This is a genomic window from Streptomyces sp. NPDC051183 (assembly GCF_040682455.1).
Lineage (GTDB): Bacteria > Actinomycetota > Actinomycetes > Streptomycetales > Streptomycetaceae > Streptomyces.
Map to the genome: position 1 here is coordinate 81512 of NZ_JBFBBA010000002.1, position 20233 is coordinate 101744.

Here is a 20233-nt window from a genome sequence, read left to right on the forward strand (position 1 = left end):
GGGCCCCGGGGCACACGCCCCGGGGCCCTTCGCGTTCGTACGGGCGCCCTGCGCGGTCCGGGCGCGGGCTACGCGCCCCAGGTGCGCAGCCGCAGCGGCAGCCCCGCCTCGCCCCGCGGTACGGGTTTGACCGCGAGGACCTGGTTGACCCCGAGCCTGCCGTGCTCGAAGCCGAGCGCCGAGGCCGCCATGTACAGCAGCCAGACCCTGGCGCGCCCGGGCGACGTCAGCCGTACCGCCTCCTCCCAGCGCTCCTCCAGCCGGGCCACCCAGGCCCGCAGGGTGAGCGCGTAGTGCTCGCGCAGGGCCTCCACGTCCCGGACCTCGAAGCCGGCCCGCTCCAGCTCGCCGACGGTCGTGCCGAGCGGGGAGAGCTCCCCGTCGGGGAAGACGTAGGCGTCGATGAACTCGTCGATCCGGTACGTCTCCTCGTCCGGCTGGGGGGGCCGGGCGATCTGGTGGTTCAGCAGCCGTCCGCCGGGCCGCAGCAGCTTGTGCAGGGTGCGGGCGTACTCGCGGTACCGGTCGGCGCCGACGTGCTCGGCCATGCCGACGGAGGAAATCGCCTCGTACGGGCCGTCCTTGACGTCCCGGTAGTCCTGGACCCGGATCTCGACCAGGTCGGCCAGCCCCTCCTCCGCGACGCGCTTGCGGGCGTACGCGGCCTGCTCGCCGGAGAGCGTGATGCCGGTGACCCGGGCGCCGTACTCGCGGGCGGCGTGCAGGGCCATGGAGCCCCAGCCGCAGCCGACGTCCAGGAGCCGGTCCCCCGGCCGCAGGGCGAGCTTGCGGCACACGAGGTCGAGCTTGTCGTGCTGGGCCTGCTCCAGGGTCCCGCCGGGGCTCCAGTAGGCGCAGGAGTACACCATCGTGGGGCCGAGGACGTGGCCGTAGAACTCGTTGCCGACGTCGTAGTGGTGGCCGATGGCGGCGCGGTCGCGGCCCTTGGAGTGGCGGGGGCCGCCGCGGCGGACGGCTTCCTCGGCGGGGGGCGCGGGCGGCGGCAGCGGCCGGGCGAGCGCGACCAGATCGCGCACGGCGGCCCGGTGCGCCGGATCGCGCAGCAGCCTGGCCGCCCCCGGCACGGCGGCGGGCGGCGGGCCGCTCCGTGGGGGCCGCTCCCACAGGAGGCCGGCCACCCGGTCGAGCAGTTCGAACAGGTCCCCCTCGACCGTCAGGTCGCCGGCGACCCAGGCCCGGGCCAGCCCCAGTTCGCCCGGCTTCCACAGCATCCGGCGCAGGGCGCGGCGGTGCCGGATGACGAGCACGGGGCCGGTCGGCGGGCCCGCCTCGGTGCCGTCCCACGCGCGGACGCGGACGGGCAGGGGGGCGCCCAGCAGGGTCTCGGCAAGAGCGGCCAGCCGCGGCGCGGCGTCGTTCATGGCGCACCTCCAGAAGAGCTCCGCCACAAGGCTCTACCCCGACCGCGGTCCGCGTAAGCAGGCGCGGGGAGGCACCGCGGAGGCGCCCCGAAGGCACCGGGGCACGCCGAAGGGGCCCCCCGCACCACGGATGGCGGGCGGCCCCTTCGGGTCGTTCGGTCCTGCTGGGTCCTACCGGGCGAGCCGGGTCAGGAGGCCTTGGCCTTCTGGGCCGGTGCCGCGGCGGCGGCCGGAGCCGGCGCCGGCTTGGCGGCCTCGTAGAACTCCTCGCGGGGGGTCTCCAGCGCACCGAGGGAGACGACCTCGCGCTTGAGGAACATGCCGAGGGTCCAGTCGGCGAAGACGCGGATCTTGCGGTTCCAGGTCGGCATGGCCAGACCGTGGTAGCCACGGTGCATGTACCAGGCGAGCCGGCCCTTGAGCTTGATCTTCATCTTGCCCATGACGATCATCGCGACGCCCTTGTGGAGGCCGAGGCCCGCCACCGCACCCTTGTTGGAGTGCGCGTACTCCTTCTGCGGGAAGCCCCGCATGCCGGAGATCACGTTGTCGCCGAGGACCTTGGCCTGGCGCAGCGCGTGCTGGGCGTTCGGCGGGCACCAGGCGTTCTCGACGCCGGCCTTGCGGGCCGCGACGTCCGGGACCTGGGCGTTGTCGCCCGCGGCCCAGATGTAGTCGCTGCCCTGGACCTGGAGGGTCGGGGCGGTGTCCACGTGGCCGCGCGGGCCCAGCGGCAGGCCGTAGCGGGCCAGCACCGGGTTGGGCTTGACGCCCGCGGTCCACACGAGGGTGTTGGAGTCGACCTCGAGGCCGTTCTTCAGCACCACGTGGCCGTCCACGCAGGAGTCCATGGAGGTGTTGAGGTAGATCTCGATGCCGCGCGACTCGAGGTGCTCCTTGCCCCAGGTGCCGAGCTTGGGCCCGACCTCGGGAAGGATCTTGTCGGCCGCGTCCACCAGGATGAAGCGCATGTCCTCGCGCTTGACGTTGGTGTAGTACTTCGCGGCGTCGCGGGCCATGTCCTCGACCTCGCCGATGGTCTCCGCACCGGCGAAGCCGCCGCCGACGAAGACGAAGGTGAGGGCCTTGCGGCGGACGTTCTCGTCCGTCGTGGACTCGGCCTTGTCGAGCTGCTCAAGGACGTGGTTGCGCAGGCCGATGCCCTCTTCGACGCCCTTCATGCCGATGCCCTGTTCGGCGAGGCCGGGGATCGGGAAGGTGCGGGAGATGGCGCCGAGCGCGATCACCAGGTAGTCGAAGGGCAGCTCGTACGCCTCGCCGACGAGCGGCGTGACGACGGCGACCTTGCGGTCCTGGTCGATGCTGGTGACCCGGCCGGTAAGAACCTCTGCCTTGGGCAGCACGCGTCGCAGCGGGACGACGACGTGCCGAGGCGAGATGCTGCCTGCGGCCACTTCAGGGAGGAAGGGCTGGTAGGTCATGTACGAGCGCGGGTCGACGACCGTGACGGTCGCCTCGCCGTAGCGCATCTTCTTCATGATGCGCTTGGCTGCGTACAGGCCTACGTACCCACCTCCTACAACGAGGATCCTGGGACGCTCCGTGGTGCTCATGGAACGAGTATCCAGCACCCGATAGGGGGACGCTCGTGAGCCCCTTCACAAGGTGCTGGAAGGCCTCTGCTACACTCCGCCGCCCACGTGACCGAGGTCATGGCGCAAACGGGGAACCAGGGTGTAACGGGAGTCGTTGTTTACCCGTCCTGAACTGGGCTCCAGGCCTGTAACCGGAGTAGACCACCGGCTTCGTCGGTACCTACGGCCACCACCCGACCGCGGCCCCGAATCGCACGAACGCTCGCACGAAAAGGGGCCCGTGGGCCTCCGGAACGCCTCAAAGGACCCTCTCGGTGGCCCAACAGGCCCCTTTTCCTTGTGAAGAACTTCACGAAGTTCATGTGGATCACGGGACTTTCGACCCCCGACGGACCCCTCGAAGGCCCCCGTCCAGGCTCCGTCCAGGTCCCGTCCAGACCCGGTCAAGGCCCGCTCAGGCCACGGACCAGGCGATTCCATCGAGCATCTCCGGTGGGCCCGGACCGATTTGGCGCCGGACGGGCCGGTGTACACATCCGCGCGTACACTGTCGTCATGAGTGAGAACGCTGTGACCGTGCGCGAAGCCCGTGCCCATCTCGCGGACCACATCAACCGTGCGGAGCAGGGCTCGCCGACCATAATCACCCGGAACGGCGCTCCGGTGGCCGCCCTGGTCCCCATCGCGGACTTCAACGCGCTCGAAGAGGCGGCCGACGAACTGCTCGCACGCGAGGCGCAGGCCGTGCTGGCCGAAGGCGGTCCGACCGTGACCATGGCCGAGCTGCTGGCCGACCTGTTCAGCGAGCGGGGGGACGGAGCGGCGTGAAGTACGCGTTCCGGTTCACCACCGCGGCGCAACGGCAGCTCCGGGCGATCGACAAGCCGGCCGCGATGCGCATCCTCGCCGCCCTGACCGCGCTGGGAGACGATCCGTACCGCGAGGACGCCGACGTCAAGAAGCTCACCGGACCGTCCGGCCTCTACCGGCTCCGGGTCGGCAGCTACCGGATCGCCTATCAAGTCCTGGACGGTGAGCTCGTCATCCTCGTCGTCAAGGTCGGCGACCGGCGCGACGTCTACCGCAACGTCTGAGTCCGGCACGACGACGGCGGTGCTCCGGCCAGCCGGCCGGAACACCGCCTTTCAGGCCCGCTCAGGCCACCGACCAGGCGATTCCGTCGAGGATGTCGTGCTCCGAGACCACGACCTCCGAGGCGCCGGTGCGCTCCATGATCGCCAGCAGTACCAGCGCGCCCGCGCCGATGACGTCCACCCGGCCGGGGTGCATCACCGGGATCGCGGCGCGTTCGGCGTGCGTCGCCGTCAGCATCCGCTCGCTGATCTCGCGGACCTTCTCGTACGGGATCCGGGAGTGGTGGATGGCCGCCGACTCGTACTCCGGCAGTCCCAGCGCGATGGCGGCGACCGTGGTCACCGAGCCGGCCAGACCCACCAGGGTGCGCGCCTGCGACAGCGGGACGGTCTGCTCGGCCAGGTCCAGCGCCGCCTCGATGTCGGCCCGTATCGCGGCGATCTGCGCCTCGGTCGGCGGGTCGGTGACGACGCCGTCCACGACCAGGTGGCGCTCGGTCATCCGTACGCAGCCCACGTCCACGGACCGGGCGGCCCGCACGTGCTCCTCGCCGACCACGAACTCCGTCGAGCCGCCTCCGATGTCCACCACCAGGAACGGCTTCTCCAGGTGGTCGGTGCCGGTCAGCTCCATGGTGGCGCCGGTGAAGGAGAACTCGGCCTCCTGCTCGCCGGAGATCACCTCGGGCTCGACGCCCAGGATGTCCAGGACGCCCCGGACGAACTCGTCCCGGTTCTCGGCGTCCCGCGAGGCCGAGGTGGCCACGAACCGGACCCGCTGCGCCCCGAGCTCCTTGATGACGGCCGCGTACTCGCGGCAGGCCGCGAAGGTGCGCTCCAGCGCCTCGGGGGCGAGCCGGCCGGTCTTGTCCACGCCCTGGCCGAGCCGGACGACCGTCATCCGCCGGTCCAGCTCGACCAGCTCGCCCGTGGCAGGGTCGCAGTCGGCGACCAGCAGGCGGATGGAGTTCGTACCGCAGTCGACGCCCGCGACCCGGGTCACCGGGACTCCTCGGCCTTCTTCTCACCGCACGGGGTGACGCACGGACCCTTGGTCCACCACTCCGGCAGCATCGCCAGGGCCTCGTCACCGAACGGGTTCACACCGGGGCCGGCGGCCAGCGAGTGGCCCACCAGCACGTGCAGGCACTTCACCCGGTCCGGCATCCCGCCGGCGCTCGGGAAGCCCTGGAGCACCTCGATGGCGTCGCGGCGGGTGATGTAGTCCTCGTGCGCGGCCCGGTAGGCGGCGGCGAGCTCCGGGTCCTCGGCGAGCCGGGCCTGCATCTCCTTCATCACGCCGTTGGCCTCCAGCGTGCCGATGGCACCGGCGGCGCGGGGGCACGTCAGGTAGTACAGCGTCGGGAAGGGGGTGCCGTCGGGGAGCCGCGGGGCGGTCTCCACCACGTCCGGCTGGCCGCAGGGGCAGCGGTGCGCGATGGCGCGCAGCCCGCGCGGCGGGCGGCCGAGCTGCTGCTCGAACGCCTCGATGTCCGCGTCGGTCGGCTCGGTCCGGTCGGTCTGGGGCGGGGGCGTCTGCATGCCTGGAGGAAGTCTCTTCGTTCGGTTGTGCTGGGTGTGGGTGGGTCAGTCGCCGGGGCGGTCGGCCTTGTCGACGCCGTCCCAGACGTTCGAGTACCAGGGGCGGTCGGTCGCGGACTGTCCGTCGCGGCGGTGCTCGGGGGCCGCGGCCCCCGGGTCGGTCATGATGTAGCTGATCTCGCCCGGGCGCACGAAGTGCAGGTGCTTGCGCGCCTGTTGCTCCGCGTACGCGTTGTCCTGCCAGCGGGCCTTCTCGTCGCGCAGCCGTTCCAGCCGGTCGCGCGCGGAGACTGCCGCCTTCCGCTGCTTCGTGATCTCCGAGCGCTGGGAGACGTACTGGCGCATCGGATACGCGAGGGCGACGACCAGCGTACAGAGGACGAGCACGAGCAGGGCGGCCCGGCCGGTGAGCCGGCTGCGGCGGACCTGCCGGCGCGACTGCGAGCGGTAGACGTGGGCGGCGGTCCGCTCGCCGAGCTGCTTGAGTCTGGTCGCGGTCGAGAAGGTGGAGAACCGATCCCGGTTCCCGGCCATGTTTCCGCCTCCCCTATATACGCACTACGCAATACGTCCCCGCACACGGTACGGGACCGAGTGCGGGGACGTACGGAGGCCAGCCAGCGCCGTGGGGCGGTGATCAGCCCTTGAAGCGCGGGAAGGCGCTGCGGCCCGCGTACACCGCGGCGTCGTCGAGGATCTCCTCGATGCGCAGCAGCTGGTTGTACTTGGCGACGCGGTCCGAGCGGGCCGGGGCGCCGGTCTTGATCTGGCCGCAGTTCACGGCGACGGCGAGGTCGGCGATGGTGACGTCCTCGGTCTCGCCGGAGCGGTGCGACATCATGCACTTGAAGCCGTTGCGCTGGGCCATCTCGACGGCGTCCAGGGTCTCGGTCAGCGAACCGATCTGGTTCACCTTCACGAGCAGGGCGTTCGCGGAGCCCTCCTCGATGCCGCGGGCCAGGCGCTCGGGGTTGGTGACGAACAGGTCGTCGCCGACGATCTGGACCTTGGCACCGAGGCGGTCGGTGATGGTCTTCCAGCCGTCCCAGTCGTCCTCGAACAGCGGGTCCTCGATGGAGACCAGCGGGTACGCCTCGACGAGCTCGGCGTAGTAGTCGGTCATCTCGGCGGCCGAGCGGGACTGGCCCTCGAACTCGTACTTGCCGTCCTTGTAGAACTCGGACGCGGCGACGTCGAGCGCGAGCGCGATGTCCTTGCCCGGGGTGTAGCCGGCCTGCTTGATGGCCTCGATGATGAGGTCGAGCGCGGCGCGGTTGGACTCCAGGTTCGGGGCGAAGCCGCCCTCGTCGCCCAGACCGGTGGAGAGGCCCTTGGTGTGCAGGACCTTCTTCAGGGTGTGGTAGACCTCGGCACCCCAGCGCAGCGCCTCGGAGAAGGACTCCGCGCCGATGGGGGCGATCATGAACTCCTGGATGTCGACGTTGGAGTCGGCGTGCGACCCACCGTTGAGGATGTTCATCATCGGAACGGGCAGCAGGTGCGCGTTCGGACCGCCGAGGTAGCGGAAGAGCGGGAGGTCCGAGGCCTCGGACGCGGCGTGCGCGACGGCGAGGGACACGCCGAGGATGGCGTTGGCGCCGAGCGAGCCCTTGTTGTCGGTGGCGTCCAGGTCGAACATGGCCTGGTCGATCAGGCGCTGCTCGGTGGCGTCGTAGCCGACGAGCTCCGGGCCGATCTGTTCGATGACGGCCAGGACGGCCTTCTCGACGCCCTTGCCCATGTAACGGTTGGGGTCACCGTCACGGAGCTCGATGGCCTCGAAGGCACCGGTGGAGGCGCCGGACGGAACTGCAGCACGGCCGGTGCTGCCATCGTCGAGGCCCACCTCGACCTCGACCGTGGGGTTGCCTCGGGAGTCCAGGATTTCCCGGGCTACGACGACGTCGATGGACGGCACGAGCATCTCCTTCTGGGATGTGACGCTGGGTGTGCGGTGGCGTCAGGCCGTGGGATGGCCTTTGCCGACTAGAGCCTAACCGGCTCCGGGCACTCGGCCGGCCGACCGCCCGGGTCCTGGGACGAAAAAGGGTCCGAATACCCCTCTTCCGGGACATAGGTCTCTTGATCATCGGGCTCTCACCGGCCAGGACGCCCGGCGCACACCACCGCCCGGCGCATCGGGGGACGCGCCGGGCGGTGGGGTGTTACCGCAGGATTCAGCTGAGCTTCAGCTTCTGGCCCGGGAAGATCAGGTCGGCGTCGGAGACGATGTCCTTGTTGAGCTCGTAGAGCTTCTCCCAGCCGCCCTTGACGCCGTTGGCGTCGGCGATGGTGCCCAGGGTGTCGCCGGACTTGACCTCGTACGAGCCGTTGCCGGTCTTCGGGGCCTCGGTCTTCGGCTTGGCCGGGGTCTCCGCCTTCGGCTTGGCCGGCGCCGGGGTCTCGGAGCGCTTGGTCTCCTTCTTCGGCGCGGCCTTCTGCTCCTTCTTGGGCTCGGCCTTGGGCTTGGCCGGGGTCTCGGCCGCGCCGCCGTTGTACGCGGCGTTGGTCAGGCCCACGCCACAGGACGGCCATGCGCCCTTGCCCTGGCCCTTGAGGACCTTCTCGGCGATGGCTATCTGCTGGGCCTTGGTGGCCTGGTTGGCCTGCGCGGCGTACGCCTTGCCGCCGTAGGCGGCCCAGGTGGAGGACGAGAACTGCAGGCCGCCGTAGTAGCCGTTGCCCGTGTTGATGGCCCAGTTGCCGCCGGCCTCGCACTGCGCGACCTTGTCCCACTGGGAGGCGGTGGCGGCCGAGGCGGTGCCCGCGGCCATCAGGGGGGCGGCGACGGCGACACCGGCGACACCGGCGAGCGTTGCGATGCGGACGGCCTTGGAGCCGCGACGGTGCTTGCCCTTGCCGGAAAGCAGCATGAGGTTTCTCCTCACCGACGCCTACGAGGTGAGCTGTCGGGTTCGGGCGAGTGAGTTGCCCGGCGGTGCGACCTAGCGCACCGCTTAACCCCTAGCCGGTGGCGTGACCGTCTCTCAACGGCCGCTCCCGGCGCCTACCTTGGTTCCCCCGCTCCTGCCTTCGGCGCTTGCGCGACGACTGTTCCCCCCGTCCGCCGGCAGGATTCGGCGATGCGGTCGAAGGAGCCCGCGGTGGCGAGCGATTCAGAAGGTAGGCAGGTCTCTCCCCGATGTTCAACGAGCGCCATCGGGGAGAAACGGGGCCTACTTGCGCTCTCCGGACCAGCGTTTGCGCAGGTGAGGACGGGGTTTGCGGAAGCCTCCGGACCAGACACGCCAGTTGACCGGAAGAGACACATGTCTCACTTGCCCAAAACAGACAATCAGCTGTTTTCGGGTGTCCTAAGTGCCCCTATTTCTGGGTTAGATCCAGATTCTGGCCGGGCTTGATCAAGTTGGCGTCCTCGCCGATGACCTGCTCATTGGCCGCATAGAGCGCGTTCCAGCCGCCCTTGAGGTCGTTGGCGTCCGCGATGGCGGCCAGGCTGTCGCCCTCCTTCACGGTGTATTTCGGTTCCGACGCGGCATCAGATGCGACGGGAGCCTCGACCGCGGGCTCCCCGCGGTGCTTGCCGCCGCCCTCGGCCGGAGCGCCGGGGGTGCCCGGGGCTCCGGGGGTCGCAGGGGCGCTCGGGTCCGCGGAGGGCGCGCCCGGGGCGGCCGGCGTCGTGGGGGCCACGGGAGCCGTCGTGGGCGCCGAGGGGCCCGTGGAGGGCGCCGCCGGGTCGACCGGGGCGACCGGGGTCGTCGGGGCCGTCGTCGGCAGGTCCGGGACCGGGTCCGGCATGACGGGCAGTCCGCTGGGCGGCCCGAGCGGGACGTCGGGCAGCAGGAAGGACGGCGTGCCCGACGGGCTCGGGGAGGTCTGCGTGGGAGCCCCGAAGTCCGTGGCCCGGTCGCCGGACCCGCCGACCGGTACGGAGTCGTCCGGGCGGGACGGGGACGGGGCGACGGAGGCGCGGCTGCCGGGCGTGCCCGGGTCCACGTCCGCGGCCGGCGCCTGCTGGGTCAGACCGGCCGACGCCGCGCACATCGGCCACGCCTGGGGCCCCTGGGCCGCCAGCACGCGTTCGGCGACGGCGATCTGCTGCGAACGGCTGGCCAGGTCGGCGCGGGGCGCGAAGTCGAGCCCGCCGGCACCCTTCCACTGATCCTCGGTGAACTGGAGCCCGCCGTACGCACCGCTGCCGAAGTTGGCGCTCCAGGTGCCGCCGCTCTCGCATTCGGCGACCTTGTCCCACGTGGAGGTCTCGGCCGCGCTCGCGCCCGTGGCGGCGAGCAGCGGCAGGGCCAGCGCGGAGCCTGTGACTCCTGCGGTGACGACAATCGCGGGGACCTGGCGGGGGCGTCTGTGGCGGCCGTTCCCGGAACGCATGAGGGTGCACCTTTCGCATAACGGCGGGGTAACGGCAGAACCTAGCGGCCATCGAACGCTTGTCACAAGTTTCGACGGAAACTGACTGCGGGTCAGTGTGCCTTCACTCGTTGCGGGGTGTGAAGCGGACGGGAAGGGTGCGCAGGCCACGCATGATCAGTCCGCCGCGCCAGCGCAGGTCCTCGGGCGGAGCGGCAAGTTCCAGATCCGGCAGACGCGTCAGCAAAGTCGCAAGCGCCGTCTGCCCTTCGAGCCGGGCCAGCGGTGCGCCCAGGCAGTAGTGGATCCCGTGCCCGTATCCGAGGTGCTGGTTGTCCGTCCGGGAGAGGTCGAGCGTGTCCGGTTCGGCGAACCGCTCGGGGTCCCGGTCGGCGGCCGCCAGGACCACCAGCACCGGATCGCCCGCCGCGATGTCCCGGCCGCCGAGGGTCAGCGCCTCGGTGGCGAACCGCCAGGTGGCCAGCTCCACGGGGCCGTCGTAGCGCAGCAGCTCCTCCACGCCCGTCTCCAGCAGGCCGGTCTCGCCGGCCGCGAGGGAGGCCTGGAGGCGCTCGCGCTGGTCCGGATTCATGAAGAGGGAGTGGACTCCGTTGCCGATGAGGTTCACGGTCGTCTCGAAGCCGGCGAAGAGCAGGATGAAGGCCATGGCCGTGGCCTCGGCCTCCGTCAGGTGGTCGCCGTGGTCACTGGCCCGGATCAGGTCGGAGATCAGGTCATTGCCCAGATCATCCCTTTTGCGGTGGATGAGTTCACCGAGGTAGGTCCGCATCTGCTTGACCGAGCGGGCGACCCCGCCCCGCGGGCCGCCGCCGTGCCGGATCATCATCCCGGCCCAGTCGCGGAAGTCGTCCTGGTCCTCGCGCGGTACGCCGAGCATCTCGCAGATGGCGTAGATGGGGAGCGGGAAGGCGAACTCGTGGATGAGGTCCGCTTCCCCCTTGCTCGCGAACCGGTCGATGAGGTGGTCGGTCAGCTCCTGCACCCGCGGGGTGAACTCGGCGACGCGGCGCGGGGTGAACGCCTTCGACACCAGCCGCCGCAGCCGGGTGTGGTCCGGCGGGTCGATGTTGAGCAGGTGCGTCATCAGCTCCGCCTTGCGCTCGCCCGGGATGCCCGTCTTGCCCTTGGCGTGCGCGGGCTCCGCGTGGTGCGCCGGATTCTTGCTGAGCCGCTGGTCGGCGAGGGCCTGGCGGGCATCTGCGTACCGGGTCACCAGCCAGGCCTCGACCCCGCTGGGGAGCTTGGTGCGGTGCACGGGCGAGTGCTCGCGCAGCCAGGCGTAGGCGGGGTACGGGTCGGTCGCGAACTCCCAGTCGAACAGGGTCGGGCCCTGGGCGGAGGGAGCGTCGGCGGGGTCTGCGGGGGTCTGCTGATGCACCCGTCGACGGTATCCCCTGGGTAGACCCGCACCCCATATGGGTGGTTCGTCGCGGCTGTCCGCAGATCCGCCATCGCTTGACCTGGCCATGTCCGGCATTCCTACTTTCGGTCCTGTGGATGTGAGGATCTTGAAAAGCAGCTTCGCGGTGGTGGAGAGACGGGCCGAGCACGCGGTCAAGTTCTTCTACTCCCACCTGTTCTGGCACAACCCCGGGATCCGTGCGCTCTTCCCCGTCTCCTTCGAGGACATGGAACGGCAGCGGGACCGGCTCTTCGCCGCGCTCACCCATGTGATCGCCCATCTGGAGAACGAGAGCCTTCTCCCCTACCTGCGCGACCTGGGCCGCGACCACCGCAAGTTCCTGGTCGGCCCCGAGCACTACGCCGCCGTCGGCTCCAGCCTGCTGGCCGCGCTCGCCGAGGCCTCCGCGGGCGCCTGGACCCCGCAGGTGGAGAAGGCCTGGTCCGAGGCCTACCAGGTGATGGCCGACGCGATGACGGCCGGCGCCGGTGCGAGCGAGGACCCGCCGTGGTGGGACGCCGAGGTCGTACGCCACCTCCAGTACGGGCAGGACATCGGCGTGCTGACCCTGCGGCCGCACGCCCCGCTCCCCCATCTGCCCGGCCAGTACGTCAGCGTGAGCAGCGACCGGGTCCCGACGACCTGGCGCACGTACTCCATCGGCAACGCGCCCCGCGCCGACCACACCCTCGACCTGCACGTCAGCCGCATCGAGCAGGGGCGGCTCAGCCCCGCCCTGGTCCGCGACGTGCAGCCCGGCGAGATGCTGCGGCTCGGCGCGGCCGGCGGGCAGCTGACCTTCCGCCGCGCGGACCGCCCGGTCAGCCTCATAGCCGCCGGCACCGGCTGGGCGCCGATCCGCGCCATGCTGGAGGACCTCGCGCAGCACCCTCCCGATCAGGACGTACGGCTCTTCGTGGTGGCCCGGGACGCCGCCCACCTCTACGACCGCCCGCTCATCGACGAGTACGCCGCGGCCTTCCGCTGGCTCGGCGTCACCTACATCACCCCGGCCCCGGGGCAGCACCGCAACCAGGCCACCGACCGGCTCGCGACCGCGCTCAGCAACCGCGGGCTCTGGCCCGACCAGGACGTCTACCTGAGCGGTCCGCCGCTGTTCGTCGACGAGACCTCGTACCTCCTGGAAGAACTCGGCGCCCGGCCCGGCCGGATCTTCTACGACTCCGCACCCGCCGCCGGCCGGGGCCACGGCCCCGGCGGCCGCCCGCTGGGCTTCGGCGAGTGGTTCCTGAACCGCCCGTCGCCGCACTGGCACAACCCCTCGGGCCGCGCGCCCCGGGAGTACTGACCCGCGTACCGCAGCTGGGGGCTACTCGCCGACGCCCTCGGCCGCACGGATCGCGTCCCGGTAGACGCGGGCCGCCGCGCGCAGCGCGGTCTCGGGGTCGATCCCCGCCGCCTCGGCGCGTGCCGCCAGCTCCAGCAGTTCGTACCCGATGCCCTCGCCGCGGGGCAGCTCCACGGGCACCGCCCCCGCACGGGCGCGGCCCGCCAGCTTGGCCGCGAGCGCGAGACCCGGCTGTCCCAGCGGGATCCCGTCGGTCACCGACTCCCGCTGCTTCTCGTCCGCCTTGGTGCGCTGCCAGTGCGCGTTGACGTCCTCGGGGGTGTGGGCCTGCGCGTCGCCGAAGACGTGCGGGTGGCGCCGGATCAGCTTCTCGACGAGGCCGCCGGCCACGTCGTCGATGGAGAACGGCTCCTCGCCATCCTCCTCCGCGATGCGCGCGTGGAAGACCACCTGGAGCAGCACGTCACCCAGTTCCTCGCGCAGTTCCTCGCGATCGCCGTCCTCGATGGCCTCGACCAGCTCGTACGCCTCCTCGATGGCGTACTTCACCAGGCCCTGGTGGGTCTGGCGGGAGGTCCAGGGGCATTCGCGGCGGACCCGGTCCATGACCTGGACCAGGTCGAGCAGCCGCGCGCCCGGCAGGTCGTACGAGCCGGGCAGCAGCTCCAGGTCGGGCATGCTGACGCGGCCCGAGCCGGCCAGGCGCGCGAGCCCGTCGGTGAGCCGCTGGTCGCCCTCGCCGCCCGGGATGACCACGACCGTGCGGCCGCCGGCGCAGGCCTCGACCAGCTCGTGCGCGTCCGGGGTCCCGAACTCCACCCCGACACCGGCCTCGCGCAGGTACGGCAGCTGCGGGTGGCCCGGGTCGGCGCACAGCACCCGGTCCGCGGCGTGCAGGGTCTGCCACGCCGGCCAGGACAGCACGCCGGGAGCGACGCGGTGGCTGGTGGTCAGCAGGACGATACGGCCGGTGGGCTCGGCGGGCGCTTGGTCGGTCACCCTCCGAACCTACCTCCGGGCGCGGGCGTCAGGCTCCGGCGGGGGGCTGCTCGGGCCGGGTCACCTGGGTGATCCACGGGGTCTGCGAATCGCCGAGCACGATCTGCTGGGCGTCCCAGGTCCCGTAGCGCGGGTTCACCTCCACGTGCAGGGCCTTGGCGGCCGCGGAGAGCTCCGTGAGGGCCTTCTCCTGGCTGCCGTAGTGGTCGAAGAGCTTGTCGCGCAGCAGGTTGAAGCGGGTGTTCGCGTCCATCTGGCCCGGCGCGAGCTGGGCCTGCTGGAGGGCCGCCGCCTCCAGCGCGGCGGGCGTGCCCGCCTGCTGGAGCTGCGCCTTGCGGAAGTCCTCGATCTCCTTGGTGCTCACGCTCACCCCGGCGGACTTGGCGGCGCGCTCCAGGACGGCGCTCTGGATCATGCGGTTGAGCTTGGTGCGGTCGAGTCCGGGGGTCGCCTGGATCAGCTCGGCGGCGTTCTCGGAGCGGTTCTGCGCGGTGCGGACGTCCTTCACCTGGGCCTGGAGTGCGGAGGTGGTGATCCGTTCGCCGCCGACCACGGCCGCGGTGCCGGGGCGGGTCTCGCCCGAGCAGGCGGACAGCAGGGGGGCCGCCGCGAGCAGGGCGGCGGAGACGGAGAGCGCAGTGCGACGGTGCAAAGGAGCCTCCAGGGCCGGGAGATTGTGCGTCAGTGCACAAGGGCCGTGCGGTGATCGATGTTATGCAAGGCAGGGTGATCCGAGCCACTGGTTCGACCAACGATTCCCGGGCTGTCGGGGTGCGCGCTGTTCGTGTCGGGGCCACCCTGCGGCCACCCTTCGGTCCACCGGCGCTGCCAGGGTCGGCCCACCATGTCGACTCCGCAATCCACGCCCCGGCGCCGGAGCCTGCTCGGCTCGGCGCTCGCCGCCCTGATCACGACGGTGGCCGTGTGCTCCGGGGACGCCGTCGCCCGGGTCTTCCCGTACGGGCCGCGCCACCGCAGCATCAACGACCTCGGCAACCAGTTCGTGCCCTTCCACGCCCATCTGTGGGACCTCCTGCACGGGCGTGCGGAGGGCGGGCTGCTGCTCAACTGGCAGTCCGGGTACGGCACGAGCTTCCTGCCCGACTTCGGAACGTACCTGACCAGCCCCTTCGCGGTGCTGGTGGGGCTCTTCCCGCGGGCGGACATAGACCTCGCCGTGTACGTCGTCACCGTGCTGAAGACGGCGGCCGCCGCGGCGGCGATGGCCTGGCTGCTGCGCACCCAGCGGCGCGGACCGTGGTGGGCGGCGGGGCTGCTCGGGGCCTCGTACGCGCTGTGCGGCTGGTCGGTGATCGAGGCCTCCTACAACCCGATGTGGCTGGACGGGCTGCTCTCCTTCCCACTGCTGTGCCTGACCGGCGAATGGGCACTGCGGCAGCGGCGGTTGGCTCCGGCGGTGGCGATCGTGGCCGTCGGCTGGACCGCGAACTTCTACACCGCCTACATGGCGACGCTCGGCGCCGCGCTGGTCCTGCTCGTACGGGTCGTGCTGACGCGGGAGGGCGCGGGCGAGCGGGTACGGGTGCTCGGCCGGGCGGCCGGGACCACGCTGCTGGGCATCGCCCTGTCGGCGCCGGTCCTCGTGCCCCTGTTCCTGAGCTCGAAGCAGGCCTACCCGGGGTGGTTCAAGCCGTTCCGGCCGGTCCCCTGGTCCGACCTGTTCGCGCGGCTGCTGCCCGCCACGTACTCCTTCTCCTCACCCGCGCTGTTCGTCGGGACCGGGACGCTGCTGCTGGTGGCGGCGCTGCCGTTCCACCGGGGGGTGGCGGCCCGCACCCGGCTGTGGTGGGCGGGGCTGGCGGTGGCCGTGCTGCTCTCCTTCCAGTGGACGCCGACGCACCTGGCCTGGCACGTCTTCGCGACCCCGAACGGCAGCCCGTACCGGCAGACCTTCGTACTGGCCGGGATCCTCGTGATCGCCGCCTGGACCGGCCTGGCCGCGGGCCTGCCCGGGCCGCGGGCACTGGGCGCGGGGGCCGGCGTGCTGGCGGCGGCCGCCCTGTGGGCGAGCGGCAGCCCCCTGACCACCGGATGGGGCTACGGGCTCTTCCTCGGCGGCCTCGCGCTCGCGGGCGCGGCCTGGTGGGCGCTGCGCCACCGCCGCGGGCTGCTGCCCGCGGCGGGCCTGCTGGTCCTGGTCCTGGTGGCCCAGGCCGCGGCCACGACCGCCTACGGCCAGCGCGGCAAGCTCGCCGGCCTGGACGACTACCCCTCGTGGGGCGCGGCCCACACGGCGCGCGCCGAGGCCCTGGCGGGCGCCGAGGGCTGGCCCGCGTACCGCACCGACCCGAGCCGGCCCGCGCTGTCGGGCAACGACCCGCTGCTGCTGGGAGGCGAGGGCGGCTCGTACTACAGCAGCCACACCCCGGACGTCTTCACCCGCACGATGGTGGCCCTCGGCGCGGGCTGGACCTCCCGGGGCCGCAACGTCCAGAGCCTCGACAACCCGGTCACGGACGCCGTCTTCGCGGTCGGCGCCCGGCTGCGCCCCGACGGCACGGTCGCACGCGCCGAGGTCCCGCCGCTCGTCACCACCCGCCCGCCGGGCCCGGACCCGGCGTACGGCCCCTCCCCCTTCGCGAACCAGGAGCTGCTGCTCGGCGCGAAGGTGTACGAGGACCCGGTCTCCCCCGGGGTCTGCCGCGCGGGCACGGAGGCCTATCTGTGGGCCCCGGAGTACAACGCGACGGCCCGCCTCGCGGACGGGCCGGCCTTCCGGCTGAACGCGAACCCCCCGCGCAACAGGGCGGCGCTCCAGCCGATGGGGCCCTCCCACGGCCCGGCCTCCGCGCTGGTCTTCGACCGGCCCGCGCCGCCCGAGTGGACCCTGGCCTGCCTGGACCGCGAGCGGCTGGCGGCGGCGGTCTCGCGGCTGCGCGCCACGGCGGCGCCCTCCCTGCGGGTCTCCTCCGCGGGGGTGCGCGCGACGCTCCCGGAGGGCAGCACGGGCACGGCGGTCCTCTCCGTCCCCGCCATCGCGGGCTGGACCTGCAACGACCGCCCGGCCTCGGCGTACCTGGGCCTGGTCGCGGTCCCGCTGGACGGCCGCACCACCACCCTGGACTGCGCGTTCCGGCCCCCGGGGCTGTGGGCGGGCGCGGCCGTGGCGGGGGTGGCGCTCGCGGTCCTGCTCGGGGTCCTCGGGTGGGGCCGCCGGGGCCGCCTACGGGGTCAGCGCACCTGACCGAGCCACTGGAGGGTGCGGCGCACCTCCGCCGGGAACGGGTGGGCCGGGCCGTGCAGGCGCTCCGCGTCGAAGAGGAGGCGGGCCAGGGTGTCGTGGGCCGCCGGACGGTCGCCGAGCGAGAGCAGCAGGTGCGCTATGCGGCGGCGGACCTCCAGCGGGAGGCCGGGGTCCGGGTTGGCGTAGTGGTTCTCGAACAGCGGCAGCAGTGAGCGGTATTCGGCCAGTGCGGCCCCCGGCGCGTCGAGCTGCTCCAGGCACTGCGCCGCGTCGTAGCGGAAACGCAGGGACTGGGGGTCGCCGGCCGGGAACTCGTCGGCGAGACGGCGCAGTTCGGGCAGGGCCCGGCGGTACTGGCCGTCGTCCATCAGCGTGGCCGCGTACTGCTTGCGCAGGGAGCGCACCACCGGGGAGTGCTCGCCGTGCTGCGCGGCGGCCGCCGGGAGGATCCCGCCGAGGATGTCCACGGCCTGGGTGAGCAGGCCCTGGTCGAGGAGCTTCTTGGCCTCCTCCACCGCTGCCGGGACGTCCGGGCGGGCCGGCGCCGGCGGGGCGGTCGGCTGCGGCGGGACGACCTGTGCCCGGTCGGGCCAGGGGGCCTGCGGGCGCAGGAAGGGGCGGGTGGGGTCGAGCGGGCCCGCGGGGGTGCCGTGCTTGGGCAGCAGCGGGGCGAGGGCCTCGTACACCTCCTGGGCGGAGGCGGGGCGGTCCTGCGGGTCCTTCGCCAGGAGGTGCAGGAGTACGGCTTCCAGCTGGTGCGGGACCTCGGGGCGCAGCCGGCGTACCGGGACCGGGGGCTCGTACAGGTGGCGGTGGAGCACCCCGAGCGCCGTGGATCCGGCGAAGGGGACGTTGCCGCTGAGGAGTTCGTACAGCACCACGCCGAGTGCGTACAGGTCGGTGTACGGGCCGACCGCACCGCCCATGGCCTGTTCGGGCGCCATGTAGGCGGGGCTGCCGATCGGCGAACCGGTGCTGGTGAGGCGGGTGGTGTCGGTTTCCATCACCGAGGCGACGCCGAGGTCCAGGACGCTGAGCGTCCCGTCCGGGCGGACCATCACGTTGCGCGGCTTGAGGTCCCGGTGGACGATCGGCACCGCGTGCACGGCCGAGAGCACCGAGCACAGCTGCGCGACCACCGAGACCGCCCAGGGCCAGGGGTACGGGTCGTGCCGCGCGAGGTGGTCGGCGAGGTCGGTGCCCTCGACGTGCTGCATGACGAGGTACAGCTCGTCGCCGTCGCTGCCGGCGTCGTGGACGGTGACCAGCCCCGGGTGGTCCACCTGCGCGGTGACCCGGCATTCGCGCACGAAGCGGCGGCGCAGCTCCTCGGCCACGCTGCCGGGGCCCGCGACCTTGTCCGGGCGCAGCAGCTTGACCGCGACGCGGCGGTCCAGGCGGCGGTCGTAGGCCGTCCAGACCTGGCCCATGCCGCCCTGGCCCAGGATGGTGGCGAGCTGGTAGCGGTCGCCGATGAGCCGGTCGGTCACTGGGTCGGGCCCTCGTTGCGGGGCGGGGTCTCGCGGCGCAGGAGTTCGCTCAGCTCGTCGAGCTCGGCGCGGACCTGCCCGATGCGCGGCGGCGCGGCCGGACCGGGGACCGGCGGCTGCGGCTGGTGGGGCGTGTGCGGCAGGTGGGGCTGCGGCTGTTCCGGGGCCACGGGCGGGTACCCGTACGACGGCCGGGTCTGGTGGCCCGCCCCCGCCGCCCCCAGGGTCTGCTGCGGCGGCGCGTACGGCGCGCCCTGCGCCGGGTACCAGGGCGCGGGCCGGGCCCCGGCCCGCTCGTGGTGCCGGATGTCGGAGACGAGGAAGTACACGCAGACCGCGAGCCCGGTGCTGATGGTCCCGAGCGCACCGGCGTTGCCCTGCCAGCCGCTGGTGTCGGGCGTCGGGTCGGCGCCGATCAGCCCCACCGCGGCGACCTCGGCCGCGGCCGACGCCGCGAGCAGCCACCAGTCGCGGGTCTTGCGGGTGAGGACCGCGAGCCGGAGCATCGAGCCCCACGCCAGGAAGCCGCAGCTCAGGATGGGCAGCAGCGTGAACAGCACGCGCAGCGCCACCACACCCCCGGTGCTGGGCTGGTGACCGTGCTGCGGCGGGATGCCGGGGCCGTGCATCGCTTGCTCCTGACGAGCCGTTCGGCTGGGTGCGGACGAAGTTTCGGGTCTGAGCGTATACAGCGTTTCCAGCCGCGGGTGAGGGGATGCACGCAACCGTTGTACGGCTGCAGCCGTACCGGCACACCGGCCGTCGGCTCCCCGGCTACCCTCTACACCGCCATTTGTTCCAGGGGGGAATCCACATGCGAAACCACGCGACCGCCGCCACGGCGCTCGGCGCCACCGTCCTGCTCGCCCTCACCGCGTGCTCGCCGTCCGGCAAGACCGCCGCGACCGACAGGCCGAGCACCGCCCCGTCCTCGGCGGCGCCCTCTCCCAGCCCGTCCAAGCCGGCCGGCGTACTCGACGGCCTGTCGGGCGAGGAGATCATGAACAAGGGCTACGAGGCGACGCGAGGCGCCGATTCGATGCACGTCGTCGCCACGATGCCGGTCGACGGGAAGACCGTGCACCTGGACATGTCCATGGACAAGAAGGGCAACTGCAACGGCACCATCCGCCAGGAGGGCATGGGCACGGTCGCCGTCATCAGGTCCGCCGACCTCCTGCACCTCAAGGCCGACGCCGACTTCTGGCGCAACTCGGTCGCGGGGACGAAGACCCCCAAGAAGCAGGTGGACGCCATGGTCACGCTGCTCGCCGACCGCTGGGTGAAGACGTCCTCCTCCGACGAGGAGACCAAGGACATGGCCCACATGTGCGACATGAAGGAGCTGACCGCGGACTTCGACAAGGCCAGCCCGCTGGCCCGCAAGGGCGAGACGACCACCGTCGACGGCAAGCAGGTCGTGGCGGTCACCGGACCGGTCAAGGCGGGCATGGAGACCGACTGGGTGGCCACCGAGGGCACCCCGTACATCCTGAAGGCCACCGTCGCCGGGGAGGAGCAGGGAGAGCTTCACCTCTCCGCGTACAACGTCCCCGTCGACACCGCCTCCCCCACCGGGGACGTGCTCGACCTGGCGAAGCTGAAGAAGGGCGAGGCCGTCTGACCCGCCCCGCTCGGCGAGCGGATCACCCCGAACGGGCGTACCGTCACAAACGGGATACCGGAAGGAGCCCGTGAGATGGGGATCTTCGACAGGTTCAAGGACCAGGCGAAGGACAAGGCCAAGGACATCTCCGACAACCTCGAAGAAGAGGTCAACGAGAAGACCGGCGGCAAGTACTCCGGCAAGGTCGACCAGGCCCAGCAGCAGATGGAACAGCGACTGGGCATCGACGACGACCCCAAGAAGTAGCCGGGTGCCGCACGGGAACGCGAACGGCCGCGGC

The 20233-nt window shown here is 72.2% G+C and carries 19 protein-coding genes and 1 riboswitch; of the genes, 6 read left to right on the forward strand and 13 right to left on the reverse strand.

Annotated features, from left to right (window positions below; genetic code table 11):
- Positions 1–68: 68 nt before the first annotated feature.
- Both AB0M99_RS02330 and AB0M99_RS02335 read right to left on the reverse strand, forming a co-directional pair.
- Positions 69–1382, reverse strand: a complete 1314-nt coding sequence (locus AB0M99_RS02330; RefSeq protein WP_365916652.1) for a cyclopropane-fatty-acyl-phospholipid synthase family protein — start codon at positions 1380–1382, stop codon at positions 69–71.
- Positions 1383–1570: 188 nt separating this feature from the next.
- Positions 1571–2956 (reverse strand): NAD(P)/FAD-dependent oxidoreductase, encoded by a 1386-nt coding sequence (locus AB0M99_RS02335; RefSeq protein WP_365916655.1) that lies wholly within the window; start codon positions 2954–2956, stop codon positions 1571–1573.
- A 537-nt stretch (positions 2957–3493) separates the two neighbouring features.
- On the opposite strand from AB0M99_RS02335, the gene AB0M99_RS02340 reads away from it, so the two are divergent.
- Complete coding sequence (locus tag AB0M99_RS02340; protein WP_365916657.1) at positions 3494–3766, forward strand: type II toxin-antitoxin system Phd/YefM family antitoxin; 273 nt, start codon at positions 3494–3496, stop codon at positions 3764–3766.
- Positions 3763–4032: a type II toxin-antitoxin system RelE/ParE family toxin gene (locus AB0M99_RS02345; RefSeq protein WP_365916659.1), complete on the forward strand. Its 270-nt coding sequence runs from the start codon at positions 3763–3765 to the stop codon at positions 4030–4032. The genes AB0M99_RS02340 and AB0M99_RS02345 overlap by 4 nt, the downstream gene beginning before the upstream one ends.
- A 61-nt stretch (positions 4033–4093) precedes the next feature.
- Here the strand turns inward: AB0M99_RS02345 and AB0M99_RS02350 are convergent, their stop codons facing one another.
- The 7 genes from AB0M99_RS02350 to AB0M99_RS02380 all read right to left on the reverse strand — a co-directional run bounded on the left by AB0M99_RS02350 (position 4094) and on the right by AB0M99_RS02380 (position 11299).
- Positions 4094–5035: a Ppx/GppA phosphatase family protein gene (locus tag AB0M99_RS02350; protein ID WP_365916661.1), complete on the reverse strand. Its 942-nt coding sequence runs from the start codon at positions 5033–5035 to the stop codon at positions 4094–4096.
- On the reverse strand, positions 5032–5574 hold the full coding sequence (locus AB0M99_RS02355) for a DUF501 domain-containing protein (protein ID WP_365916664.1): 543 nt from the start codon (positions 5572–5574) through the stop codon (positions 5032–5034). The genes AB0M99_RS02350 and AB0M99_RS02355 overlap by 4 nt, the downstream gene beginning before the upstream one ends.
- A 45-nt stretch (positions 5575–5619) precedes the next feature.
- On the reverse strand, positions 5620–6108 hold the full coding sequence (locus AB0M99_RS02360; RefSeq protein ID WP_365916666.1) for a septum formation initiator family protein: 489 nt from the start codon (positions 6106–6108) through the stop codon (positions 5620–5622).
- A gap of 103 nt (positions 6109–6211) precedes the next feature.
- A complete protein-coding gene (eno, locus tag AB0M99_RS02365; protein WP_365916668.1) occupies positions 6212–7498 on the reverse strand; it encodes a phosphopyruvate hydratase in 1287 nt (428 codons plus the stop codon).
- A 253-nt stretch (positions 7499–7751) separates the two neighbouring features.
- Complete coding sequence (locus tag AB0M99_RS02370; RefSeq protein WP_365916670.1) at positions 7752–8447, reverse strand: transglycosylase family protein; 696 nt, start codon at positions 8445–8447, stop codon at positions 7752–7754.
- A gap of 3 nt (positions 8448–8450) precedes the next feature.
- Positions 8451–8623, reverse strand: a riboswitch (cyclic di-AMP (ydaO/yuaA leader).
- A 275-nt stretch (positions 8624–8898) separates the two neighbouring features.
- A complete protein-coding gene (locus AB0M99_RS02375; RefSeq protein WP_365916672.1) occupies positions 8899–9921 on the reverse strand; it encodes a transglycosylase family protein in 1023 nt (340 codons plus the stop codon).
- Positions 9922–10024: 103 nt separating this feature from the next.
- The gene (locus tag AB0M99_RS02380) at positions 10025–11299 is read right to left on the reverse strand and encodes a cytochrome P450 (protein ID WP_365916674.1); all 1275 of its coding nucleotides are present in this window, start codon (positions 11297–11299) and stop codon (positions 10025–10027) included.
- Between the two features lie 121 nt (positions 11300–11420).
- Between AB0M99_RS02380 and AB0M99_RS02385 the strand changes: the two genes are divergently transcribed.
- Positions 11421–12632, forward strand: coding sequence for a globin domain-containing protein (locus tag AB0M99_RS02385; RefSeq protein ID WP_365916676.1), 1212 nt, complete (start codon positions 11421–11423; stop codon positions 12630–12632).
- A 21-nt stretch (positions 12633–12653) separates the two neighbouring features.
- Here the strand turns inward: AB0M99_RS02385 and AB0M99_RS02390 are convergent, their stop codons facing one another.
- The gene (locus tag AB0M99_RS02390; protein ID WP_365916678.1) at positions 12654–13631 is read right to left on the reverse strand and encodes a nucleoside triphosphate pyrophosphohydrolase; all 978 of its coding nucleotides are present in this window, start codon (positions 13629–13631) and stop codon (positions 12654–12656) included.
- Between the two features lie 28 nt (positions 13632–13659).
- Entirely contained in the window at positions 13660–14283 is a 624-nt protein-coding gene (locus tag AB0M99_RS02395; protein WP_365916680.1) for a SurA N-terminal domain-containing protein, read from the reverse strand.
- Positions 14284–14475: 192 nt separating this feature from the next.
- On the opposite strand from AB0M99_RS02395, the gene AB0M99_RS02400 reads away from it, so the two are divergent.
- Positions 14476–16836, forward strand: coding sequence for a YfhO family protein (locus AB0M99_RS02400; protein ID WP_365916682.1), 2361 nt, complete (start codon positions 14476–14478; stop codon positions 16834–16836).
- Here AB0M99_RS02400 and AB0M99_RS02405 read toward each other — a convergent pair.
- Entirely contained in the window at positions 16824–18326 is a 1503-nt protein-coding gene (locus tag AB0M99_RS02405) for a serine/threonine-protein kinase (protein ID WP_365916684.1), read from the reverse strand. The two genes, AB0M99_RS02400 and AB0M99_RS02405, sit on opposite strands and share 13 nt — an antisense overlap.
- Positions 18323–18955: a hypothetical protein gene (locus AB0M99_RS02410; RefSeq protein ID WP_365916686.1), complete on the reverse strand. Its 633-nt coding sequence runs from the start codon at positions 18953–18955 to the stop codon at positions 18323–18325. The genes AB0M99_RS02405 and AB0M99_RS02410 overlap by 4 nt, the downstream gene beginning before the upstream one ends.
- A 185-nt stretch (positions 18956–19140) precedes the next feature.
- On the opposite strand from AB0M99_RS02410, the gene AB0M99_RS02415 reads away from it, so the two are divergent.
- A complete protein-coding gene (locus AB0M99_RS02415) occupies positions 19141–19950 on the forward strand; it encodes a hypothetical protein (protein WP_365916688.1) in 810 nt (269 codons plus the stop codon).
- Positions 19951–20025: 75 nt separating this feature from the next.
- Positions 20026–20199: an antitoxin gene (locus AB0M99_RS02420; RefSeq protein ID WP_365916690.1), complete on the forward strand. Its 174-nt coding sequence runs from the start codon at positions 20026–20028 to the stop codon at positions 20197–20199.
- The last annotated feature ends 34 nt before the right edge of the window (positions 20200–20233 follow it).

What these genes read in the sequence shown, in the direction of transcription:
- AB0M99_RS02360 (WP_365916666.1), bottom strand. Translation starts at nt 6,108, where the DNA reads ATGGCCGGGAACCGGGATCGGTTCTCCACCTTCTCGACCGCGACCAGA.
- AB0M99_RS02330 (WP_365916652.1), bottom strand. Translation starts at nt 1,382, where the DNA reads ATGAACGACGCCGCGCCGCGGCTGGCCGCTCTTGCCGAGACCCTGCTG.
- eno (WP_365916668.1), bottom strand. Translation starts at nt 7,498, where the DNA reads ATGCTCGTGCCGTCCATCGACGTCGTCGTAGCCCGGGAAATCCTGGAC.
- AB0M99_RS02415 (WP_365916688.1), top strand. Translation starts at nt 19,141, where the DNA reads ATGCGAAACCACGCGACCGCCGCCACGGCGCTCGGCGCCACCGTCCTG.
- AB0M99_RS02335 (WP_365916655.1), bottom strand. Translation starts at nt 2,956, where the DNA reads ATGAGCACCACGGAGCGTCCCAGGATCCTCGTTGTAGGAGGTGGGTAC.
- AB0M99_RS02370 (WP_365916670.1), bottom strand. Translation starts at nt 8,447, where the DNA reads ATGCTGCTTTCCGGCAAGGGCAAGCACCGTCGCGGCTCCAAGGCCGTC.
- AB0M99_RS02420 (WP_365916690.1), top strand. Translation starts at nt 20,026, where the DNA reads ATGGGGATCTTCGACAGGTTCAAGGACCAGGCGAAGGACAAGGCCAAG.
- AB0M99_RS02410 (WP_365916686.1), bottom strand. Translation starts at nt 18,955, where the DNA reads ATGCACGGCCCCGGCATCCCGCCGCAGCACGGTCACCAGCCCAGCACC.
- AB0M99_RS02400 (WP_365916682.1), top strand. Translation starts at nt 14,476, where the DNA reads ATGTCGACTCCGCAATCCACGCCCCGGCGCCGGAGCCTGCTCGGCTCG.
- AB0M99_RS02375 (WP_365916672.1), bottom strand. Translation starts at nt 9,921, where the DNA reads ATGCGTTCCGGGAACGGCCGCCACAGACGCCCCCGCCAGGTCCCCGCG.
- AB0M99_RS02355 (WP_365916664.1), bottom strand. Translation starts at nt 5,574, where the DNA reads ATGCAGACGCCCCCGCCCCAGACCGACCGGACCGAGCCGACCGACGCG.
- AB0M99_RS02340 (WP_365916657.1), top strand. Translation starts at nt 3,494, where the DNA reads ATGAGTGAGAACGCTGTGACCGTGCGCGAAGCCCGTGCCCATCTCGCG.